Genomic DNA, 14989 nt, shown 5'->3' with positions numbered 1-14989 from the left:
GGTTGCGGGCGGGGCATTTCAGCCAATCAGGCGATTGCGGCCCTGCTGCTTGGCGCTGTACAGCGCCGTATCGGCACGCGCGATCAGCGCTTCCAGGCTGTCCTTGTGCTTCATCTGGGCCAAGCCGATGGATACCGTCACACCCGGCAGGATGCCCACCGGCGAGTAGAACGAGCCGATCTGCTCCAGGCTCTGGCGCAGGCGCTCGCCGATGCCGCGGCCTTCATTGGCGTCGATCTCCGGCAGCAGGATGACGAACTCCTCGCCGCCGTAGCGGGCCATGCTGTCCTTGGGCCGCAGCTGGCTGCGCAGGGTATGGGCGACCAGGCACAGGGCGTAGTCGCCGGCCAGGTGGCCGTGCTGATCGTTGTAGGCCTTGAAGTGGTCGACATCGAGCATGAGCATGCACAGCGGCTGGTCATTGAAGGCGCAGCGGGTGCTCTCTCGCTCGAACACATGCTCCAGCCAGCGCCGGTTGAAGCAGCCGGTGAGGGTGTCGACGTTGGCGTTCTGCTCGCTGTCGAGGATGATCCGGTTGCCCTGGCGCACCCGCTCGCAGAGCAGCTCCAGCAGGTTCTGCATCAGTTGCGGCGACTGGGTGAACAGCTTGACCAGCGACTCGCGATGCAGGCGTAGCACCAGCGAGGCCTGGCTGGCGACCACGTAGGCGGACGGGTGGTCATTGTCGATGAAGCTGATCTCGCCGGCGCATTCGCCGGGGCTTAGAGTGCTGACGGCCTGGTTTTCCAGGGAGCCGAGGTAGACCTTCAGCTCACCCTCGAGCAGCAGGTAGAGGTACTGGTTGCGGTTGAAGGGCGAGAGCAGGACTTCGCCGGCATCCAATTCGCAGGCGCGAAACTCCCTGAGCAGCTGTTGCACGCTGCTGGCGGCGACATTCTGGAACAGTCGCAGTTGGCTGATTTGATGCAGATCTTCCTGCCAGTGCGCGCTTTTCATCGCGGCGGGAGCCCCCGTGGCAGGCTGCATAAAGCAGATGGCATCGCAAAACACTCCTTGTTGTTGGGCGAACACCTTGGCCGACCTTATGCCTGCGCCCATTGCCGAAGCAATCCTCGATCCGGCGTTGGCCGACCAGTGGTCATGGACTGGGGGCCGACCTGCACGCGGACGTCGTGAAGTTGACAGCGAAGGCTCTACTTAGAGCGCTTGCGCTGCCTTGCCGAAGTTTTGACGCAGGCTTAGCGGGCCAGGCGCTGCTCGAGCCAGGCGCCGATATCGTGGATTTCTTCCTGTAGCACTTCATGGGCCATCGGGTATTCGCGCCAGCCCACCGGCACGCCCAGGGCTTGCAGGCAATCGTGGGCGGCGCGGCCCATGGCGGGCAGCACCACGTCGTCGTGGCTGCCGTGCAGGTGCAGCACCGGCAGCTGCTGCTGGCGGGCATCGAGCTGCAGCTCGTTGCTGAAGGTCGGTGCGTAGGTGGACAGCGCCAACACGCCACCCAGCGGGCCCTGCCAGCGCAGGAAGGCGGTGTGCAGCACCACGGCGCCACCCTGGGAGAAACCGGCGAGGACGATGCGCGCCGGGTCGATGCCGCTGTCGCGCTGCGCCTCGATCAGGGTGATGACGGTCTGCGCCGAGGCTTCCAGCTGCTCGCGGTTGATCGCCCGGGCCGGGCTCATGGCGAGGATGTCGTACCAGCTGGGCATGGCCCAGCCGCCATTGATGGTCACGGCGCGGGTCGGCGCCTGCGGCAGGATGAAACGGGTACTGCGCAGGCGCTGCTGGAGGAGTGCGGCCACCGGCTCGAAGTCGTAACGGTCGGCCCCCAGTCCGTGTAACCAGATGACGCAGGCGTCGGCCGTTTGGGTGGGCTCGAGGGTCAGGATTTCGCTCATGTCGGGCTCCGCGATGGAACTGCGCCTTGTTTTGGTGCGCAGCGTTTTTGTCGAAGGGTGGGAATTCTTAAGAAGATGTCGCACAGGAAAAAGTTTTGCTCTTGACCGACCTTTGTCGGGGCTCGGTTATCAAGCTGGTACGCGCTTTGCTGTAGGCACTGGGTCTGGCGGGGGGCGCCTCGTGCGCAGAGGCCAGACACCCCACTGCGTCTCAAGCCCGTATTACCTACGGCATGCGGTGAGTTCGCCGGCCTTGGTATCGGCATCTAGACTCACCTCAGGTTCGCACCCCGGTTGATCCTGCCATGGTGGCGGGATCGAACGTGCCTCACAAGGGTACGGCGGCAGAACCGAGACTCCGATCCAACAAGAACATTTGGAGGTTTTGATGAAGATGGTGAAATCCACCCTGGCAATTCTGACTACCGCGACAGTCCTGGGCGTAAGCGGCTTTGCCCACGCAGGCGCGACCCTCGATGCAGTGAAGAAGAAAGGCTACGTGCAGTGCGGTATCAGCGATGGCTTGCCGGGTTTCTCCTACGCCGATGCCAAGGGTAACTACCTGGGGATCGACGTGGATGTCTGCCGCGCCGTGGCTGCAGCCGTGTTCGGCGACGCCTCCAAAGTGAAGTTCAGCCCGCTGACCGCCAAGGAGCGCTTCACCGCGCTGCAATCCGGCGAGGTCGATGTACTGTCGCGCAACACCACCTGGACCAGCTCGCGTGATGCGGCCATGGGCCTCAACTTCACCGGCGTGACCTACTACGACGGCCAGGGCTTCCTGGTGAACAAGAAGCTGGGCGTTTCCAGCGCCAAGGAACTGGACGGCGCCACCGTGTGCATCCAGGCCGGTACCACCACCGAGCTGAACCTCTCCGACTACTTCCGTGCCAATGGCCTGAAGTACACCCCGATCACTTACGACACCTCCGACGAGAGCGCCAAGTCGCTGGAATCCGGGCGTTGCGACGTGCTCACCTCCGACCAGTCGCAGCTGTACGCCCAGCGCATCAAGCTGGCCGCACCGAACGACTACGTGGTGCTGCCGGAAGTGATCTCCAAGGAGCCGCTCGGCCCGTCCGTGCGCCAGGGTGACGAGGAGTGGTTCGACATCGTGCGCTGGAGCCTGTACGCCCAGCTCAATGCCGAGGAACTGGGCGTGACTTCGGCCAACGTCGAAGAAATGGCCAAGTCCACCAAGAACCCCGACATCGCCCGTCTGCTGGGCGCCGAGGGTGATTTCGGCAAGGATCTGAAACTGCCGAAGGACTGGGCCGTACAGATCGTCAAGCAAGTTGGTAACTACGGTGAAATCTTCGATCGCAACGTCGGTGCCGGCAGCGAGCTGAAGATCGAGCGCGGGCTCAATGCCCTGTGGAACAAGGGTGGTCTGCAGTACGCACCGCCGGTGCGCTGACCCCCGTGCCGGCGCCCCCGCTGCGGGGTGTCGGTGTTCCTGATGCCATGGACTCCACGTCGCCGGTTGCGGGCGTGGGGTTTCAATGAGGGCCGCTATGCATACTCCTGCTTCCTCTACGCGCCCACGTGGATCGGTCTGGACCGATCCGCAGGTGCGCGCTTGGGCTTTCCAGATCATTGCCGTGATCGCCGTGGTGGCGATCGGCTGGTACCTGTTCGACAACACCCAGAGCAACCTGCAACAACGCGGGATCATCTCCGGCTTCGGCTTTCTCGAGCAGAGCGCCGGCTTCGGTATTTCCCAGCACCTGATCGACTACAGCGAGAGCGACACCTATGGCCGGGTGTTCGTCATCGGGCTGCTCAACACCCTGCTGGTGTCGGTGATCGGCATCGTCATGGCCACCATTCTCGGCTTCATCATCGGCGTGGCGCGGCTGTCGCCGAACTGGCTGGTGAGCAAGCTGGCCACCATCTATATCGAGACCTTCCGCAACATCCCGCCGCTGCTGCAGATCTTCTTCTGGTACTTCGCCATCCTCCAGCCGCTGCCGGGGCCGAAGCAGAGCCTGAGCCTGGGCGACACTTTCTTCCTCAGCAACCGCGGCCTGAACATGCCGGCGCCGACCATGGACAGCGGCTTCTGGCCGTTCATGCTGGCGCTGCTCACCGCCATCGTCTGCAGCGTGCTGCTGGCGCGCTGGGCCAAGCAGCGACGCGAGGCAACGGGCCAGCCGTTTCCGGTCGCCCTCGGCGTGGTGGCCCTGCTGGTGCTGCTGCCCGGCCTGCTGGCGCTGCTGTGCGGCAGCCCGTTCCACTGGGAATCCCCGCAGCTCAAGGGCTTCAATTTCCACGGTGGCTGGGTGGTGATTCCTGAACTGGTGGCCCTGACCCTGGCGCTGACCGTGTACACCGCGGCGTTCATCGCCGAAACCGTACGCTCCGGGATCAAGTCGGTCAGCCATGGCCAGACCGAGGCGGCGCGCTCGCTCGGCCTGCCGGCCGGCAAGACCCTGCGCCTGGTGATAGTGCCGCAGGCCCTGCGGGTGATCATTCCGCCGCTGACCAGCCAGTACCTGAACCTGGCGAAGAACTCCTCGCTGGCCGCCGGTATCGGCTATCCGGACATGGTCTCGCTGTTCGCCGGCACGGTGCTCAACCAGACCGGCCAGGCCATCGAGGCCATCGCCATTACCATGAGCGTGTACCTGGCCATCAGCATCAGCATTTCCATGCTGATGAACTGGTACAACAAGCGCATTGCGCTGATCGAGCGGTAAGGAGCAGCCATGCAGACCCATACATTCAAACCCGACCTGCCGCCGCCACCAATGAGCGTCGGTGCGCTGGCCTGGATGCGCGCCAACCTGTTCTCCAACTGGTTCAACACCCTGCTGACCCTGCTGGCGATCTACCTGGTGTGGCTGATCGTGCCACCGGTGCTCAACTGGGCCTTCTTCTCCGCCGACTGGAATGGCACTACCCGCGCCGATTGCACCAGCGAAGGCGCCTGCTGGGTGTTCATCAACCAGCGCTTCAGCCAGTTCATGTACGGCTTCTACCCGGAAGCCCTGCGCTGGCGGGTCGACCTGACCCTGTGGCTGGCGATCATCGGCGCCTCGCCGCTGTTCATCCCGCAGATGCCGCGCAAGGCGTTCTACGCCATCGGCTTCCTGCTGGCCTTCCCGCTGCTGGCGTTCTGGCTGTTGCATGGCGGCTTCCTCGGCATGAGCGAAGTGGCGACCAGCCAGTGGGGCGGCCTGATGCTGACCCTGGTGATTGCCTCGGTGGGTATCTCCGGCGCCTTGCCGCTGGGCATCCTGCTGGCCCTCGGGCGGCGTTCGAAGATGCCGGCGATCCGGGTGATCTGCGTGACCTTCATCGAGTTCTGGCGCGGCGTACCGCTGATCACCGTGCTGTTCATGTCCTCGGTGATGCTGCCGCTGTTCCTGCCCGAAGGCATGAGCTTCGACAAGCTGCTGCGGGCGCTGATCGGGGTGATCCTGTTCCAGTCCGCCTACGTCGCCGAAGTGGTGCGTGGCGGCCTGCAGGCGATTCCCAAGGGCCAGTATGAGGCCGCTGCGGCCATGGGCCTGGGCTACTGGCGGATGATGGGTCTGGTGATCCTGCCGCAGGCGCTCAAGCTGGTGATCCCGGGCATCGTCAACACCTTCATCGCCCTGTTCAAGGACACCAGCCTGGTGATCATCATCGGCCTGTTCGACCTGCTCAACAGCATCAAGCGCGCGACCAACGACCCTGCCTGGCTGGGCATGTCCACCGAGGGTTACGTGTTCGCCGCACTGGTGTTCTGGATTTTCTGTTTCGGCATGTCCCGCTACTCCATGCACCTGGAGCGCAAGCTGGACACCGGCCACAAGCGTTAGGAGTCATAGACCATGACCGAAGTTAAGAAAGAAGCCGCGGCCGAGCCGATCATCAGCCTGCAGGGCGTGAACAAGTGGTACGGCCAGTTCCATGTGCTCAAGGACATCAACCTGAACGTCAAGCAGGGCGAGCGCATCGTCCTGTGCGGGCCGTCGGGTTCGGGCAAGTCGACCACCATCCGCTGCATCAACCGCCTGGAGGAACACCAGCAGGGGCGGATCATCGTCGACGGCACCGAGCTGACCAACGACCTCAAGCACATCGAGGCGATCCGCAGCGAAGTGGGCATGGTGTTCCAGCACTTCAACCTGTTCCCGCACCTGACCGTGCTGGAAAACTGCACCCTGGCACCGATCTGGGTGCGCAAGATGCCCAAGCGCAAGGCCGAAGAGGTCGCCATGCACTTCCTCGAGCGCGTGCGCATTCCCGAGCAGGCCAACAAGTACCCGGGGCAGCTCTCCGGCGGCCAGCAGCAGCGCGTGGCAATTGCCCGGGCGCTGTGCATGAAGCCGAAGATCATGCTGTTCGACGAGCCGACCTCGGCCCTCGATCCGGAAATGGTCAAGGAAGTGCTCGACACCATGATCGGCCTGGCCCACGACGGCATGACCATGCTCTGCGTGACCCACGAGATGGGCTTCGCCCGTACCGTGGCGGATCGGGTGATCTTCATGGACAAGGGCGAGATCGTCGAGCAGGCGGCCCCGGATACCTTCTTCACCAACCCGCAGAACGAGCGCACCAAGCTGTTCCTCAGCCAGATCCTGCACTGAGTCTGAGCTGAATAAACAAGGGAGCCTGCGGGCTCCCTTTTTCTTTGCCTGAGTTTTAGTCAGGTAACGCCTCATCGAGGCGCCCACTGCGTCGCTCCCGCCTTCGCGGGAGCGACGCAGTGGGGTGAGTGCCGCCGTGGCATTGCTCATACAGCGTCATCCCCGCGCACACGGGGATCCAGGGCGCACGAGGCTGGCAAGCGCTAACGGGCACGTAGCCTTTATGCCGGGCTACTGCCGCGAGGGTAGGCTGGTCGGGTGATTGCAAAGTCGCTTGCGGAACGCTCCCGGGCTTTCCCCGCACAGCTGCTTGAAGCGCTTGGCGAAGGTGGCGCGGTCGGCGTAACCGACCTGGGCCGCCACCTGTTCCAGCGAGCGCGCCGGGTTGCGCAGGGCGCTCTGCGCGGCACTGATGCGCAGGCGCTGCAGGTAGTCGTTGGGCGTCAGCCCGGTGCTGGCCTTGAAGCGCCGCAGCAGGGTGCGGGTCGAGCAGTGCGCCTGGGCGGCCAGGCGCTCGAGGTCGATGGCCTGCTGGTGATGTTCCTGCAGCCAGCGCAGCAGCGGGGCGATCAGGCTGTCGGTCGGGTGGCTGTCCGGCAGCAGCGGGGCGAAGCGCGACTGCGGGCCGCGCTCGCGCTCCACCACCAGGGTGCTGGCCAGGCGTTGCGCCAGTGCTTCGCCGGCATGCCAGGCAATCAGGTGCAGGCACAGGTCGAGCCCGGCCTGGGCGCCGCCGGAGCAGAAGCGGTTGCCGTCCTCGGTGAACAGTTGCTGATCCAGCAGGTGGATCTGCGGGAAGCGCTGGCGGAACTCATCTGCCAGCGCCCAGTGGGTGGTGGCGCGGCGGCCATCCAGCACCCCGGCGGCGGCCAGCAGGAAGGCGCCGCTGCACAGGCTGGCCAACTGCTGCTCGGCCGGGCGGCTGGCCAGCCAGGCCAGCAGCGCCGGGTTGCCGTCGAGCATGCGCGGCACCGAACTGCCGCTGGCGGGAATCAGCACCAGGTCGGCGCTGGCGGCCAGGCTCAGGTCGCCGTCGACCCGTACCTGGACGAAGCCCAGCTCCACCGGCTGGCCGTCCTGGCTGACCCGCAAGGTGTCGAACAGGCGCTCGCCGGCCAGCTGGTTGGCCAGGCGGAAGGCATCGTCGGCCATGCTCAGGCTGGAGCAGACGGTCTGCGGGGAAACATACAGGGCGACGCGGATCATCGGCGGCTCGATAGGGGAGGCTTTTGGCGATTATTGACACAAAGTTGTCTTTATCGCCAATCGCCGTGAAGGCTACCGCCGACCATACTGAGCGCCACTACCCATAGCCGGAGCAGCCCCATGGCCCACGCCAATGCCGAACTGATCACGCGTTTCTACCAGGCCTTCCAGCGCCTCGATGCCGAGGCCATGGCTGCCTGCTATGCCGAGGACGTGCAGTTCAGCGACCCGGTGTTCACCGACCTGCGTGGCCGCGCGGCGGGCGACATGTGGCGCATGCTGGCGGCGCGCGCGCAGAACTTCTCGCTGACCTTCGACCAGGTGCAGGCCGACGACGAGCAGGGCAGCGCGCAGTGGGTGGCCACCTATCTGTTCAGCCAGACCGGCAATACCGTGGTCAACCGCATCCAGGCGAACTTCCGCTTTCGCGATGGCCAGATCATCGAGCACCGCGATCACTTCGACCTGTGGCGCTGGGCGCGCCAGGCACTCGGCACCAAGGGCCTGCTGCTGGGTTGGGCACCGCCGGTGCAGAACGCCATCCGCCAGCAGGCGGCGCGTGGGCTGGCGGCTTTCTGCAAGGGCTGAGGCAGCGGCAAGTGCTGGCGAGGCAGAGGCTGATCGCCTACTCTCGCCGGCACCTTTCTGCAGGCAGCCGAAGATGATCACCCTCTACCAGTTTCCCGCCGCCTTCGCCGTTCCCAATATCAGCCCCTACTGCCTCAAACTCGAAACCTTCCTGCGCCTGACTGGGCAGCGCTATCAGGTCAAGAACCTGAGCGACCCGAGCAAGGGGCCCAAGGGCAAGCTGCCCTTTATCGAGCTGGAAGGCGAGGTGATCGGCGACTCGGCGATCGTCCTGCAGCACCTGAGCAAGCGCTTCAAACTCGACCTCGACAGCCACCTGGATGCCGCCGGCCTGGCCCGCGGCGTGGCCATCACGCGCCTGTGCGACGAGCATCTGGTGCATATCCTGGTGTACTTCCGCTGGGTCGACGCCAAGGGCTGGGCGCAGATCAGGCCGGCGCTGTTCGGCCGCCTGGCGGCGCCGCTGAGCTGGTTCGTGCCCGGCATGGTGCAGCGCAAGGTGCGTAGCAGCCTGTACAGCCAGGGTATCGGCCGGCACAGCCGCGACGAGCTGCTGGCCTTCGCCCGCGAAGACCTGCAGGCCCTGCACGACCTGCTGGGCAGCGCCGACTATTTCGGCGGTGCGCAGCCCTGCAGCGCCGATGCCGCCGCCTACGGCGTGCTGGCCAACCTGATCTTCTGCACCCTGGAAACCCCGCTGAACCGCATGGCTCGTGAGTTCCCCAGCCTGGTGGCCTACTGCGAGCGCCTGCGCGCGGCCTACTGGGCATGAGCACGGCGTTGCCCAAGCCCTGGTTCGTCTACCTGGTGCGCGCGGCGAACGGGGCCCTGTACTGTGGCATCAGCGACGATCCGCAGCGGCGCTTCGCCCAGCACCAGAGCGGCAAGGGCGCGCGCTTCTTCCACTCCAGCCCGGCTCAGGCGCTGGTGTATGTCGAAGCCTGCGCGGACAAGAGCGCCGCCCTGCGCCGCGAGCGGGCGATCAAGGCGCTGGCCAAGACGGCCAAGGAGACGCTGGTGCGCGAGCACGCCATGCAGGCAGCTGATAATGCGCTATCAGGCTGAGCGGGTAGGCCCGGGGTCGCCCCGGGGGTAAGCTGGTCGCTTACCTGCCACCGACACGGAGCCTGTCATGCACGAGCTGATCCTGCACCACTACCCGACTTCCCCTTTCGCCGAGAAGGCCCGCCTGCTGCTGGGCTTCAAGCAGCTGTCGTGGCGTTCGGTGACGATCCCGCCAGTGATGCCCAAGCCCGATCTGTTGGCCCTGACCGGTGGCTACCGCAAGACTCCGGTGCTGCAGGTCGGCGCCGACATCTACTGCGACACCGCGCTGATCGCCCGGCGCCTGGAGGCTGACAAGGCCACCCCGGCGCTGTTCCCCGAAGGCCAGGAGTTCGTGGCGGCCAGCTTTGCCCAGTGGGTCGATTCGGTGGTGTTCCAGCATGCGGTGAGCCTGGTGTTCCAGCCGGAATCGGTGGCCGTGCGTTTCGCCAAACTGCCGCCGGAAGCGATCAAGGCCTTTATCGCCGACCGCGCCGGGCTGTTCAGCGGCGGTAGCGCCACGCGCCTGGCGGCGGAAACGGCCAAGCACAACTGGCCGGGGTTGATGGCGCGTGTAGAGCAGCAGCTGGCACGCGAGGAGGGTGATTTCCTGTTTGGCGAGCCGTCGATTGCCGACTTCTCTCTGGCCCATTGCCTGTGGTTCCTCAAGGCCACTCCGGTGACCGCGCCGCTGGTCGATGCCTACCCCAATGTCAGCGCCTGGCTCGGTCGCGTACTTGGCTTCGGTCATGGCGCGGCCAGCGAGCTGAGCGCCGCCGACGCCATCGAGATTGCCCGGGCGGCAACACCGGCGGCCCTGCCGGACGAGCAGTTCGCCGAGCCCAACGGCTTCCAGGCCGGGCAGCGGGTGAAGATCGCCGCCACCGATTACGGCGTCGACCCGGTGGAGGGCGAGCTGCTGTTCGCCGGCGCCGAGGAGCTGATCCTGCGCCGCGAGGACGAGCGTGCCGGGGTGGTGCATGTGCACTTCCCGCGCCTGGGTTTCCGTATCGAGGCGCTGTGATCCTGTAGGGCGGATGCAAGCCGCGGGCTTCACCCGTCCTACAATTGGGCGTCTGCAAGTTGGCTCCTACGCTGCCCAATGAAAAGGCTATGCCCCAGTTACATGTTGCGTCGTATGCGTAGCCGTTTTTCTGTGCTGCGGACGCACCTGGATTCCCGCCTTCGCGGGAATGACGAGGTAAAACTATGGGGCTTTGGTAATCACTGTCATTCCCGCGAAGGCGGGAATCCAGGGTAGGCAGCTGCAAGGCCCAGAAGGTGACACGCCGACCCAGCAACTGGGACATAGCCGACAAAAAAGCCCGGCATAGGCCGGGCTTTTTTGTGGGTGCGCGACTCAGTCCTTGCGGCGCTTGAGCTGATCCTTCAGCTGGGTCGGCAGCTGGCGGATGATCAGCATGTCGCGCGCTTCGTCGTACTCGATGGCCGAGCCCAGCAGGTGCGATTCGAAACTGATCGATAGGCCTTCGGCGCGGCCGGTGAAGCGGCGGAACTGGTTGAGGGTGCGCTTGTCCGCCGGGAATTCCGGGGCCATGCCGTAATCCTTGTTGCGGATGTGTTCGTAGAAGGCGCGCGGGCGGTCTTCGTCGATCAGCCCGGACAGTTCGTCGAGGGTGATCGGCTCGCCCAGCTTGGCCTGGCTGGTGGCGTAGTCGACCAGGGTGTCGGTCTTGGCGCGGGCCTGTTCTTCCGGCAGATCCTCGCTCTCGACGAAGTCGCTGAAGGCCTTGAGCAGGGTGCGCGTTTCGCTCGGCGCGTCGACGCCTTCGTGGCAGCCGATGAAGTCGCGGAAGTAGTCCGAGACCTTCTTGCCGTTCTTGCCCTTGATGAACGAGATGTACTGCTTGGACTGCTTGTTGTTCTGCCACTCGCTGATGTTGATGCGCGCCGCCAGGTGCAGCTGGCCGAGGTCGAGGTGCTTGGCCGGTGCCACGTCCAGCGCCTCGGTCACCGCCACGCCTTCGCTGTGGTGGAGCAGGGCGATGGCCAGGTAGTCGGTCATGCCCTGCTGGTAGTGGGCCAGCAACACATGGCCGCCGGTGGACAGGTTGGATTCCTCCATCAGCTTCTGCAACTGCTCCACCGCCTGGCGGCTGAAGGCGGTGAAGTCGCGCTCGCCGTCCAGGTAGGCCTTCAGCCAGCCGCTGAAGGGGTAGGCGCCGGACTCCTCGTGGAACAGGCCCCAGGCCTTGCCCTGCTTGGCGTTGTAGCTCTCGTTGAGGTCGGCCAGCAGGTTCTCCATGGCTTGCGAGGCGCTCAGCTCGCTGTCGCGAGCGTGCAGCACGGCGGGCGAGCCGTCGGGTTTCTTGTCGATCAGGTGGACGATGCAGTGGCGGATCGGCATGGCTTCGGTTCTTCAGGTGATTCGCTGGGGCGGTGCCGCGCAGGGCGCGTGGCGAGGTGCGTCAGTCTACCTGACAAACCCGTCGGCTCCAGCTTCGCTGGCGCAGGCACGGGCTGGCGGGCTGCTGCGGGGTAGCTATGGATAGTGGCAGTTTGCTGTCATTTTGCCGCCATCTACGGTGATCTATCTCAATCTTCAAGAAAACAGTCTGCAACCGCTTCGCTTGCCCGGTGATATGCGTCTAGCGTCTTTAGCGTCCACACGACGCAGTAAAGGGACGTTACGCGGCGCTGCCACAAGCACTGCCGCATCCATAAAGCTCCAAATACGGACTGGAGAAATTACATGCAGAACACGATCAGAAATCGCCATCTGATGTTGGGTTCGTTGTTGGCCACCTTGGCCGTGCCTGGGCATGCCGCTCAGACCAAAGACCTGCCACAGCTGTTCGAGGCGTTATGGAGTCCGACGCGGATCAGCCCCCAGGAGTGTCATGGCGGTGCCCAGGCTCTGTCGCCGCTGCTGCTGCCACGCTGCATGCAGGCAGAGAGAACCAATGCCCACCTGCTGGCACTCAATGACATCGCCCTGGCCAACGGCGGCAACCGCGCGGCGGGGCTGCCCGGCTACCAGCGTTCGCTGGACTATATCCAGTCGACCCTGGAGCGCGCCGGCTATGCGGTCAGCCGCCAGGAGTTCCCGTTCAGTGCCTTTTATCCCCAGGGGCCGGGCCTGTTGCAGGCCGTGGCGCCGACTCCCGCACCGTTCGAATGGGAGGTGGACTTCACCTACCTGTCGCAGACCGACGCCGGTGATGTGACGGCTGCCGTCGCTGCGGTGGATATCGCCCTGGGTGCGGGCAACCTCTCCACCAGTGGTTGCGAGGCGGAGGACTTCGCTGGCTTCCCGGCGGGTGCCATCGCCCTGGTGCAGCGCGGTAGCTGCAACTTCCAGCTCAAGGCGGAGAACGCCGCCGCAGCTGGGGCCAGCGGGGTGATCATCTTCAACCAGGGCGACACCGAGGAGCGCAAGGGCCTGATCGACGCGACCCTGGGCGATGCCTATGCCGGTGGCATTCCCGTGCTGTTCGGCACCTATGACCTGGGGGTGAGCCTGGCGCAGACCGCCGGGTTGCAGGTGCACATGGTGACCGACGTGGTGCGCGAGCAGACCCAGACCTACAACCTGGTCGCCGAAAGCCGCCACGGCAATCCGAACAACGTGGTGATGGCCGGCGCGCACCTGGACTCGGTGTTCGCCGGTGCCGGCATCAACGACAACGGTTCGGGCAGTGCCGCCCTGCTGGAGCTGGCCGTGCAGATGCGCAAGGCGCGGCCGCAGAACAAGCTGCGCTTCGCCTGGTGGGGCGCCGAGGAGTCGGGGCTGGTCGGTTCCACCTACTACGTCACCCAGCTGCCGCCCGAGCAGAAGGCGAAGATCAAGGCCTACCTGAACTTCGACATGATCGCTTCGCCCAACTTCGGCTACTTCATCTACGACGGCGACGGTTCCTCCTTCGGCCTGCAGGGCCCACCCGGCTCGGCGGCCCTGGAGCGCCTGTTCGAGAAGTACTACCGGCTGCGCGGCCTGCCGTTCGAGGGTGACGAGATCACCTTCCGTTCCGACTACGCGCAGTTCTTTACCGACGGCATCGCCTTCGGCGGGCTGTTCACCGGTGCCGAGGAGCTGAAGACCGCGGAGCAGGCCGCGCGCTATGGCGGCAGCGCCGGCGTGGCGCTCGACCCGTGCTACCACGCCGCGTGCGATGACCCGAGCAACATCGATCTGCGGGCGCTGGAGGTCAACGGCGATGCCATGGCCTTTGTCACCAGCTGGCTGGCGTTCTCGACTCGGGTGGTCGACGACGAAATTGCCGCCGCAACGGCTGGCAAGGGCCTGAAGCGCAGCGCCCAGGCGTATGACATCACCCATTGGGGCAAGCACTGGATCAAGTGATCCGCCCTGTCTGAACAACCCCGCCCGGGCCTGCCGGGCGGGGTTTGTTTTTATTCGGCCGGGACGTTGCGGCGCTGCACGGCCTGCAGGCGCTCGATCATGTAACGCAGGTGCATGTGCAGCTCGTACAGCTCGCTGGAGTAGGACAGCGGCACTTCGACCCGTGCCAGTTCGTCCTCCAGCTTCTCCAGGCGGCCGATCTCCACGGCGATGTCGCTGGGCAGGTCGCCCTTGTAGAGCAGTTGGTCGATCTCGCGCAGGTGCTTGTACCAGCGGTAGATGCGCGCGCGGATGCGCCACTGGTAGATCGGCCCGATGGCCTTGAACAGCGGGAACAGCAGCACCAGCAGGGGGATGGCGAGGATGATGTAGCGGTCGGCCAGCGAGGCGATGCGAAACGGCAGGTAGCGCTGCAGGATTGGCAGGCCCTTGTCGTAGTAGTAATCGGCCTCGGCTAGGGTGTGCAGCGACAGCGGCGGCTTGGCCGGGTAGCTGCCGGCCGGGTCGAGCAGGCTGCCGTTCTTCAGCACTTCGCGGGCGGCCTCGAGGATCAGCGGGGTGAGCGAGGGGTGGAAGCTCTCGCCGGCCACCAGCACGGCCACCGGGCCGAGGGTGACGATGTCGCGATCCGGGGTGTTGCGCGCCATGTCGAGCATGCCCTCGCCGACTTCCAGGCGGCTCAGGTAGGGCAGGCGGGCCAGGTAGGCCGGGGTGCGGCGCAGGCTGACCAGCCGCAGCTTGGGCTCGGCGGCCAGGCGCTGGATCAGCGGGTTTTCCGCCGGGCCGACGAAGAAGGCGGCGTCCAGCCTGCCTTCGATCAGCGCATCGGCAGCGCGGCTGCCACCCAGTTGTTGCCACTGCTTGGGGTAGTTGGCCGGCTCGATGTGGTTGGCGCCGAGCAGGGCCGCCGTCACCGCCTGGGTACCGCTGTCGGCGCCGCCCACGGCCAGGCGCAGCTTCAGCAGATCGGCCAGGCGCTGGAACTTGACCTTCTTGCCGGTGAACAGCCACAGCGGCTCGCGGTACATCACGCCGAGGCCGGCGAGCCGGTCGCGGGCCTCGGTATCCAGGGCCAGTTCCTGGCCGCTCTGCACCAGGGCCAGTTCCACATCGCCCTTGCCGAGCTTGGCCAGGTTGTCGGCGGAGCCGGCGCTTTCCACCAGCTCCAGGGTGAAGCCCTGCTTGTCCAGTTCGGCGCGCAGGCGTTCGGCGAAGGCGTGGTAGCCACCGCCGGCGGCGCCGGTGGCCAGGCGCGCATGCATGGGCGGCGGTGGGGCGACGAAGTAGAACAGCGCACCGACCAGGCCGGCCAGCACCGGCACCAGCCACAGGTTGGCGAGGATGAGAATTTTCAGATCGCGGAGAATGCGGCGCATGGTCTGTCCTTG

Annotated in this window: 14 protein-coding genes; 9 read left to right on the top strand and 5 right to left on the bottom strand. The window is 65.4% G+C overall.

Annotation, left to right across the window (positions count from 1 at the left end; genetic code table 11):
- Nucleotides 1-18 precede the first annotated feature (18 nt).
- Entirely contained in the window at nt 19-957 is a 939-nt protein-coding gene (locus tag A9179_RS17185) for a GGDEF domain-containing protein (protein ID WP_187807431.1), read from the bottom strand.
- 242 nt (nt 958-1199) lie between these two features.
- Entirely contained in the window at nt 1200-1859 is a 660-nt protein-coding gene (locus tag A9179_RS17180; protein WP_187807430.1) for an alpha/beta hydrolase, read from the bottom strand.
- Nucleotides 1860-2247: 388 nt separating this feature from the next.
- Here A9179_RS17180 and A9179_RS17175 point away from each other — a divergent pair, with 388 nt between their 5' ends.
- The 4 genes from A9179_RS17175 to A9179_RS17160 all read left to right on the top strand — a co-directional run bounded on the left by A9179_RS17175 (nt 2248) and on the right by A9179_RS17160 (nt 6439).
- Nucleotides 2248-3276 (top strand): amino acid ABC transporter substrate-binding protein, encoded by a 1029-nt coding sequence (locus tag A9179_RS17175; protein WP_187807429.1) that lies wholly within the window; start codon nt 2248-2250, stop codon nt 3274-3276.
- Nucleotides 3277-3373: 97 nt separating this feature from the next.
- A complete protein-coding gene (locus A9179_RS17170; RefSeq protein ID WP_187807428.1) occupies nt 3374-4558 on the top strand; it encodes an amino acid ABC transporter permease in 1185 nt (394 codons plus the stop codon).
- Nucleotides 4559-4567: 9 nt separating this feature from the next.
- Nucleotides 4568-5665, top strand: coding sequence for an amino acid ABC transporter permease (locus A9179_RS17165; RefSeq protein ID WP_187807427.1), 1098 nt, complete (start codon nt 4568-4570; stop codon nt 5663-5665).
- Between the two features lie 12 nt (nt 5666-5677).
- Complete coding sequence (locus tag A9179_RS17160; RefSeq protein WP_187807426.1) at nt 5678-6439, top strand: amino acid ABC transporter ATP-binding protein; 762 nt, start codon at nt 5678-5680, stop codon at nt 6437-6439.
- 231 nt (nt 6440-6670) lie between these two features.
- On the opposite strand, the gene A9179_RS17155 is transcribed toward A9179_RS17160, so the two are convergent.
- Entirely contained in the window at nt 6671-7645 is a 975-nt protein-coding gene (locus A9179_RS17155) for a GlxA family transcriptional regulator (RefSeq protein WP_187807425.1), read from the bottom strand.
- 120 nt (nt 7646-7765) lie between these two features.
- Between A9179_RS17155 and A9179_RS17150 the strand changes: the two genes are divergently transcribed.
- The 4 genes from A9179_RS17150 (at nt 7766) to A9179_RS17135 (ending at nt 10301) form a co-directional block, all read left to right on the top strand.
- Entirely contained in the window at nt 7766-8233 is a 468-nt protein-coding gene (locus A9179_RS17150) for a nuclear transport factor 2 family protein (RefSeq protein ID WP_187807424.1), read from the top strand.
- Nucleotides 8234-8306: 73 nt separating this feature from the next.
- Nucleotides 8307-9005: a glutathione S-transferase family protein gene (locus tag A9179_RS17145; protein ID WP_187807423.1), complete on the top strand. Its 699-nt coding sequence runs from the start codon at nt 8307-8309 to the stop codon at nt 9003-9005.
- Nucleotides 9002-9298 (top strand): GIY-YIG nuclease family protein, encoded by a 297-nt coding sequence (locus A9179_RS17140; protein WP_187807422.1) that lies wholly within the window; start codon nt 9002-9004, stop codon nt 9296-9298. Before A9179_RS17145 ends, A9179_RS17140 begins: the two co-directional genes overlap by 4 nt.
- 67 nt (nt 9299-9365) lie before the next feature.
- The gene (locus tag A9179_RS17135; protein ID WP_187807421.1) at nt 9366-10301 is read left to right on the top strand and encodes a glutathione S-transferase family protein; all 936 of its coding nucleotides are present in this window, start codon (nt 9366-9368) and stop codon (nt 10299-10301) included.
- A 336-nt stretch (nt 10302-10637) separates the two neighbouring features.
- Here A9179_RS17135 and yejK read toward each other — a convergent pair whose 3' ends face one another.
- Complete coding sequence (gene yejK / locus A9179_RS17130; RefSeq protein ID WP_187807420.1) at nt 10638-11645, bottom strand: nucleoid-associated protein YejK; 1008 nt, start codon at nt 11643-11645, stop codon at nt 10638-10640.
- A gap of 345 nt (nt 11646-11990) precedes the next feature.
- Here yejK and A9179_RS17125 point away from each other — a divergent pair, with 345 nt between their 5' ends.
- Nucleotides 11991-13601, top strand: coding sequence for a M28 family metallopeptidase (locus A9179_RS17125; protein ID WP_187807419.1), 1611 nt, complete (start codon nt 11991-11993; stop codon nt 13599-13601).
- 50 nt (nt 13602-13651) lie between these two features.
- Here the strand turns inward: A9179_RS17125 and A9179_RS17120 are convergent, their stop codons facing one another.
- The gene (locus A9179_RS17120; protein WP_187807418.1) at nt 13652-14977 is read right to left on the bottom strand and encodes a TAXI family TRAP transporter solute-binding subunit; all 1326 of its coding nucleotides are present in this window, start codon (nt 14975-14977) and stop codon (nt 13652-13654) included.
- Nucleotides 14978-14989 lie beyond the last annotated feature (12 nt).

Origin of the sequence: Pseudomonas alcaligenes, from assembly GCF_014490745.1 — a bacterium.
GTDB classification, from domain to species: domain Bacteria; phylum Pseudomonadota; class Gammaproteobacteria; order Pseudomonadales; family Pseudomonadaceae; genus Aquipseudomonas; species Aquipseudomonas alcaligenes_C.
This window is presented reverse-complemented; position numbering and strand designations above follow the sequence as displayed.

Bases quoted from the DNA above. Each gene is read 5' to 3' on its own strand.
- A9179_RS17185 (WP_187807431.1), bottom strand. From the start codon at position 957: ATGAAAAGCGCGCACTGGCAGGAAGATCTGCATCAAATCAGCCAACTG.
- A9179_RS17180 (WP_187807430.1), bottom strand. From the start codon at position 1,859: ATGAGCGAAATCCTGACCCTCGAGCCCACCCAAACGGCCGACGCCTGC.
- A9179_RS17175 (WP_187807429.1), top strand. From the start codon at position 2,248: ATGAAGATGGTGAAATCCACCCTGGCAATTCTGACTACCGCGACAGTC.
- A9179_RS17170 (WP_187807428.1), top strand. From the start codon at position 3,374: ATGCATACTCCTGCTTCCTCTACGCGCCCACGTGGATCGGTCTGGACC.
- A9179_RS17165 (WP_187807427.1), top strand. From the start codon at position 4,568: ATGCAGACCCATACATTCAAACCCGACCTGCCGCCGCCACCAATGAGC.
- A9179_RS17160 (WP_187807426.1), top strand. From the start codon at position 5,678: ATGACCGAAGTTAAGAAAGAAGCCGCGGCCGAGCCGATCATCAGCCTG.
- A9179_RS17155 (WP_187807425.1), bottom strand. From the start codon at position 7,645: ATGATCCGCGTCGCCCTGTATGTTTCCCCGCAGACCGTCTGCTCCAGC.
- A9179_RS17150 (WP_187807424.1), top strand. From the start codon at position 7,766: ATGGCCCACGCCAATGCCGAACTGATCACGCGTTTCTACCAGGCCTTC.
- A9179_RS17145 (WP_187807423.1), top strand. From the start codon at position 8,307: ATGATCACCCTCTACCAGTTTCCCGCCGCCTTCGCCGTTCCCAATATC.
- A9179_RS17140 (WP_187807422.1), top strand. From the start codon at position 9,002: ATGAGCACGGCGTTGCCCAAGCCCTGGTTCGTCTACCTGGTGCGCGCG.
- A9179_RS17135 (WP_187807421.1), top strand. From the start codon at position 9,366: ATGCACGAGCTGATCCTGCACCACTACCCGACTTCCCCTTTCGCCGAG.
- yejK (WP_187807420.1), bottom strand. From the start codon at position 11,645: ATGCCGATCCGCCACTGCATCGTCCACCTGATCGACAAGAAACCCGAC.
- A9179_RS17125 (WP_187807419.1), top strand. From the start codon at position 11,991: ATGCAGAACACGATCAGAAATCGCCATCTGATGTTGGGTTCGTTGTTG.
- A9179_RS17120 (WP_187807418.1), bottom strand. From the start codon at position 14,977: ATGCGCCGCATTCTCCGCGATCTGAAAATTCTCATCCTCGCCAACCTG.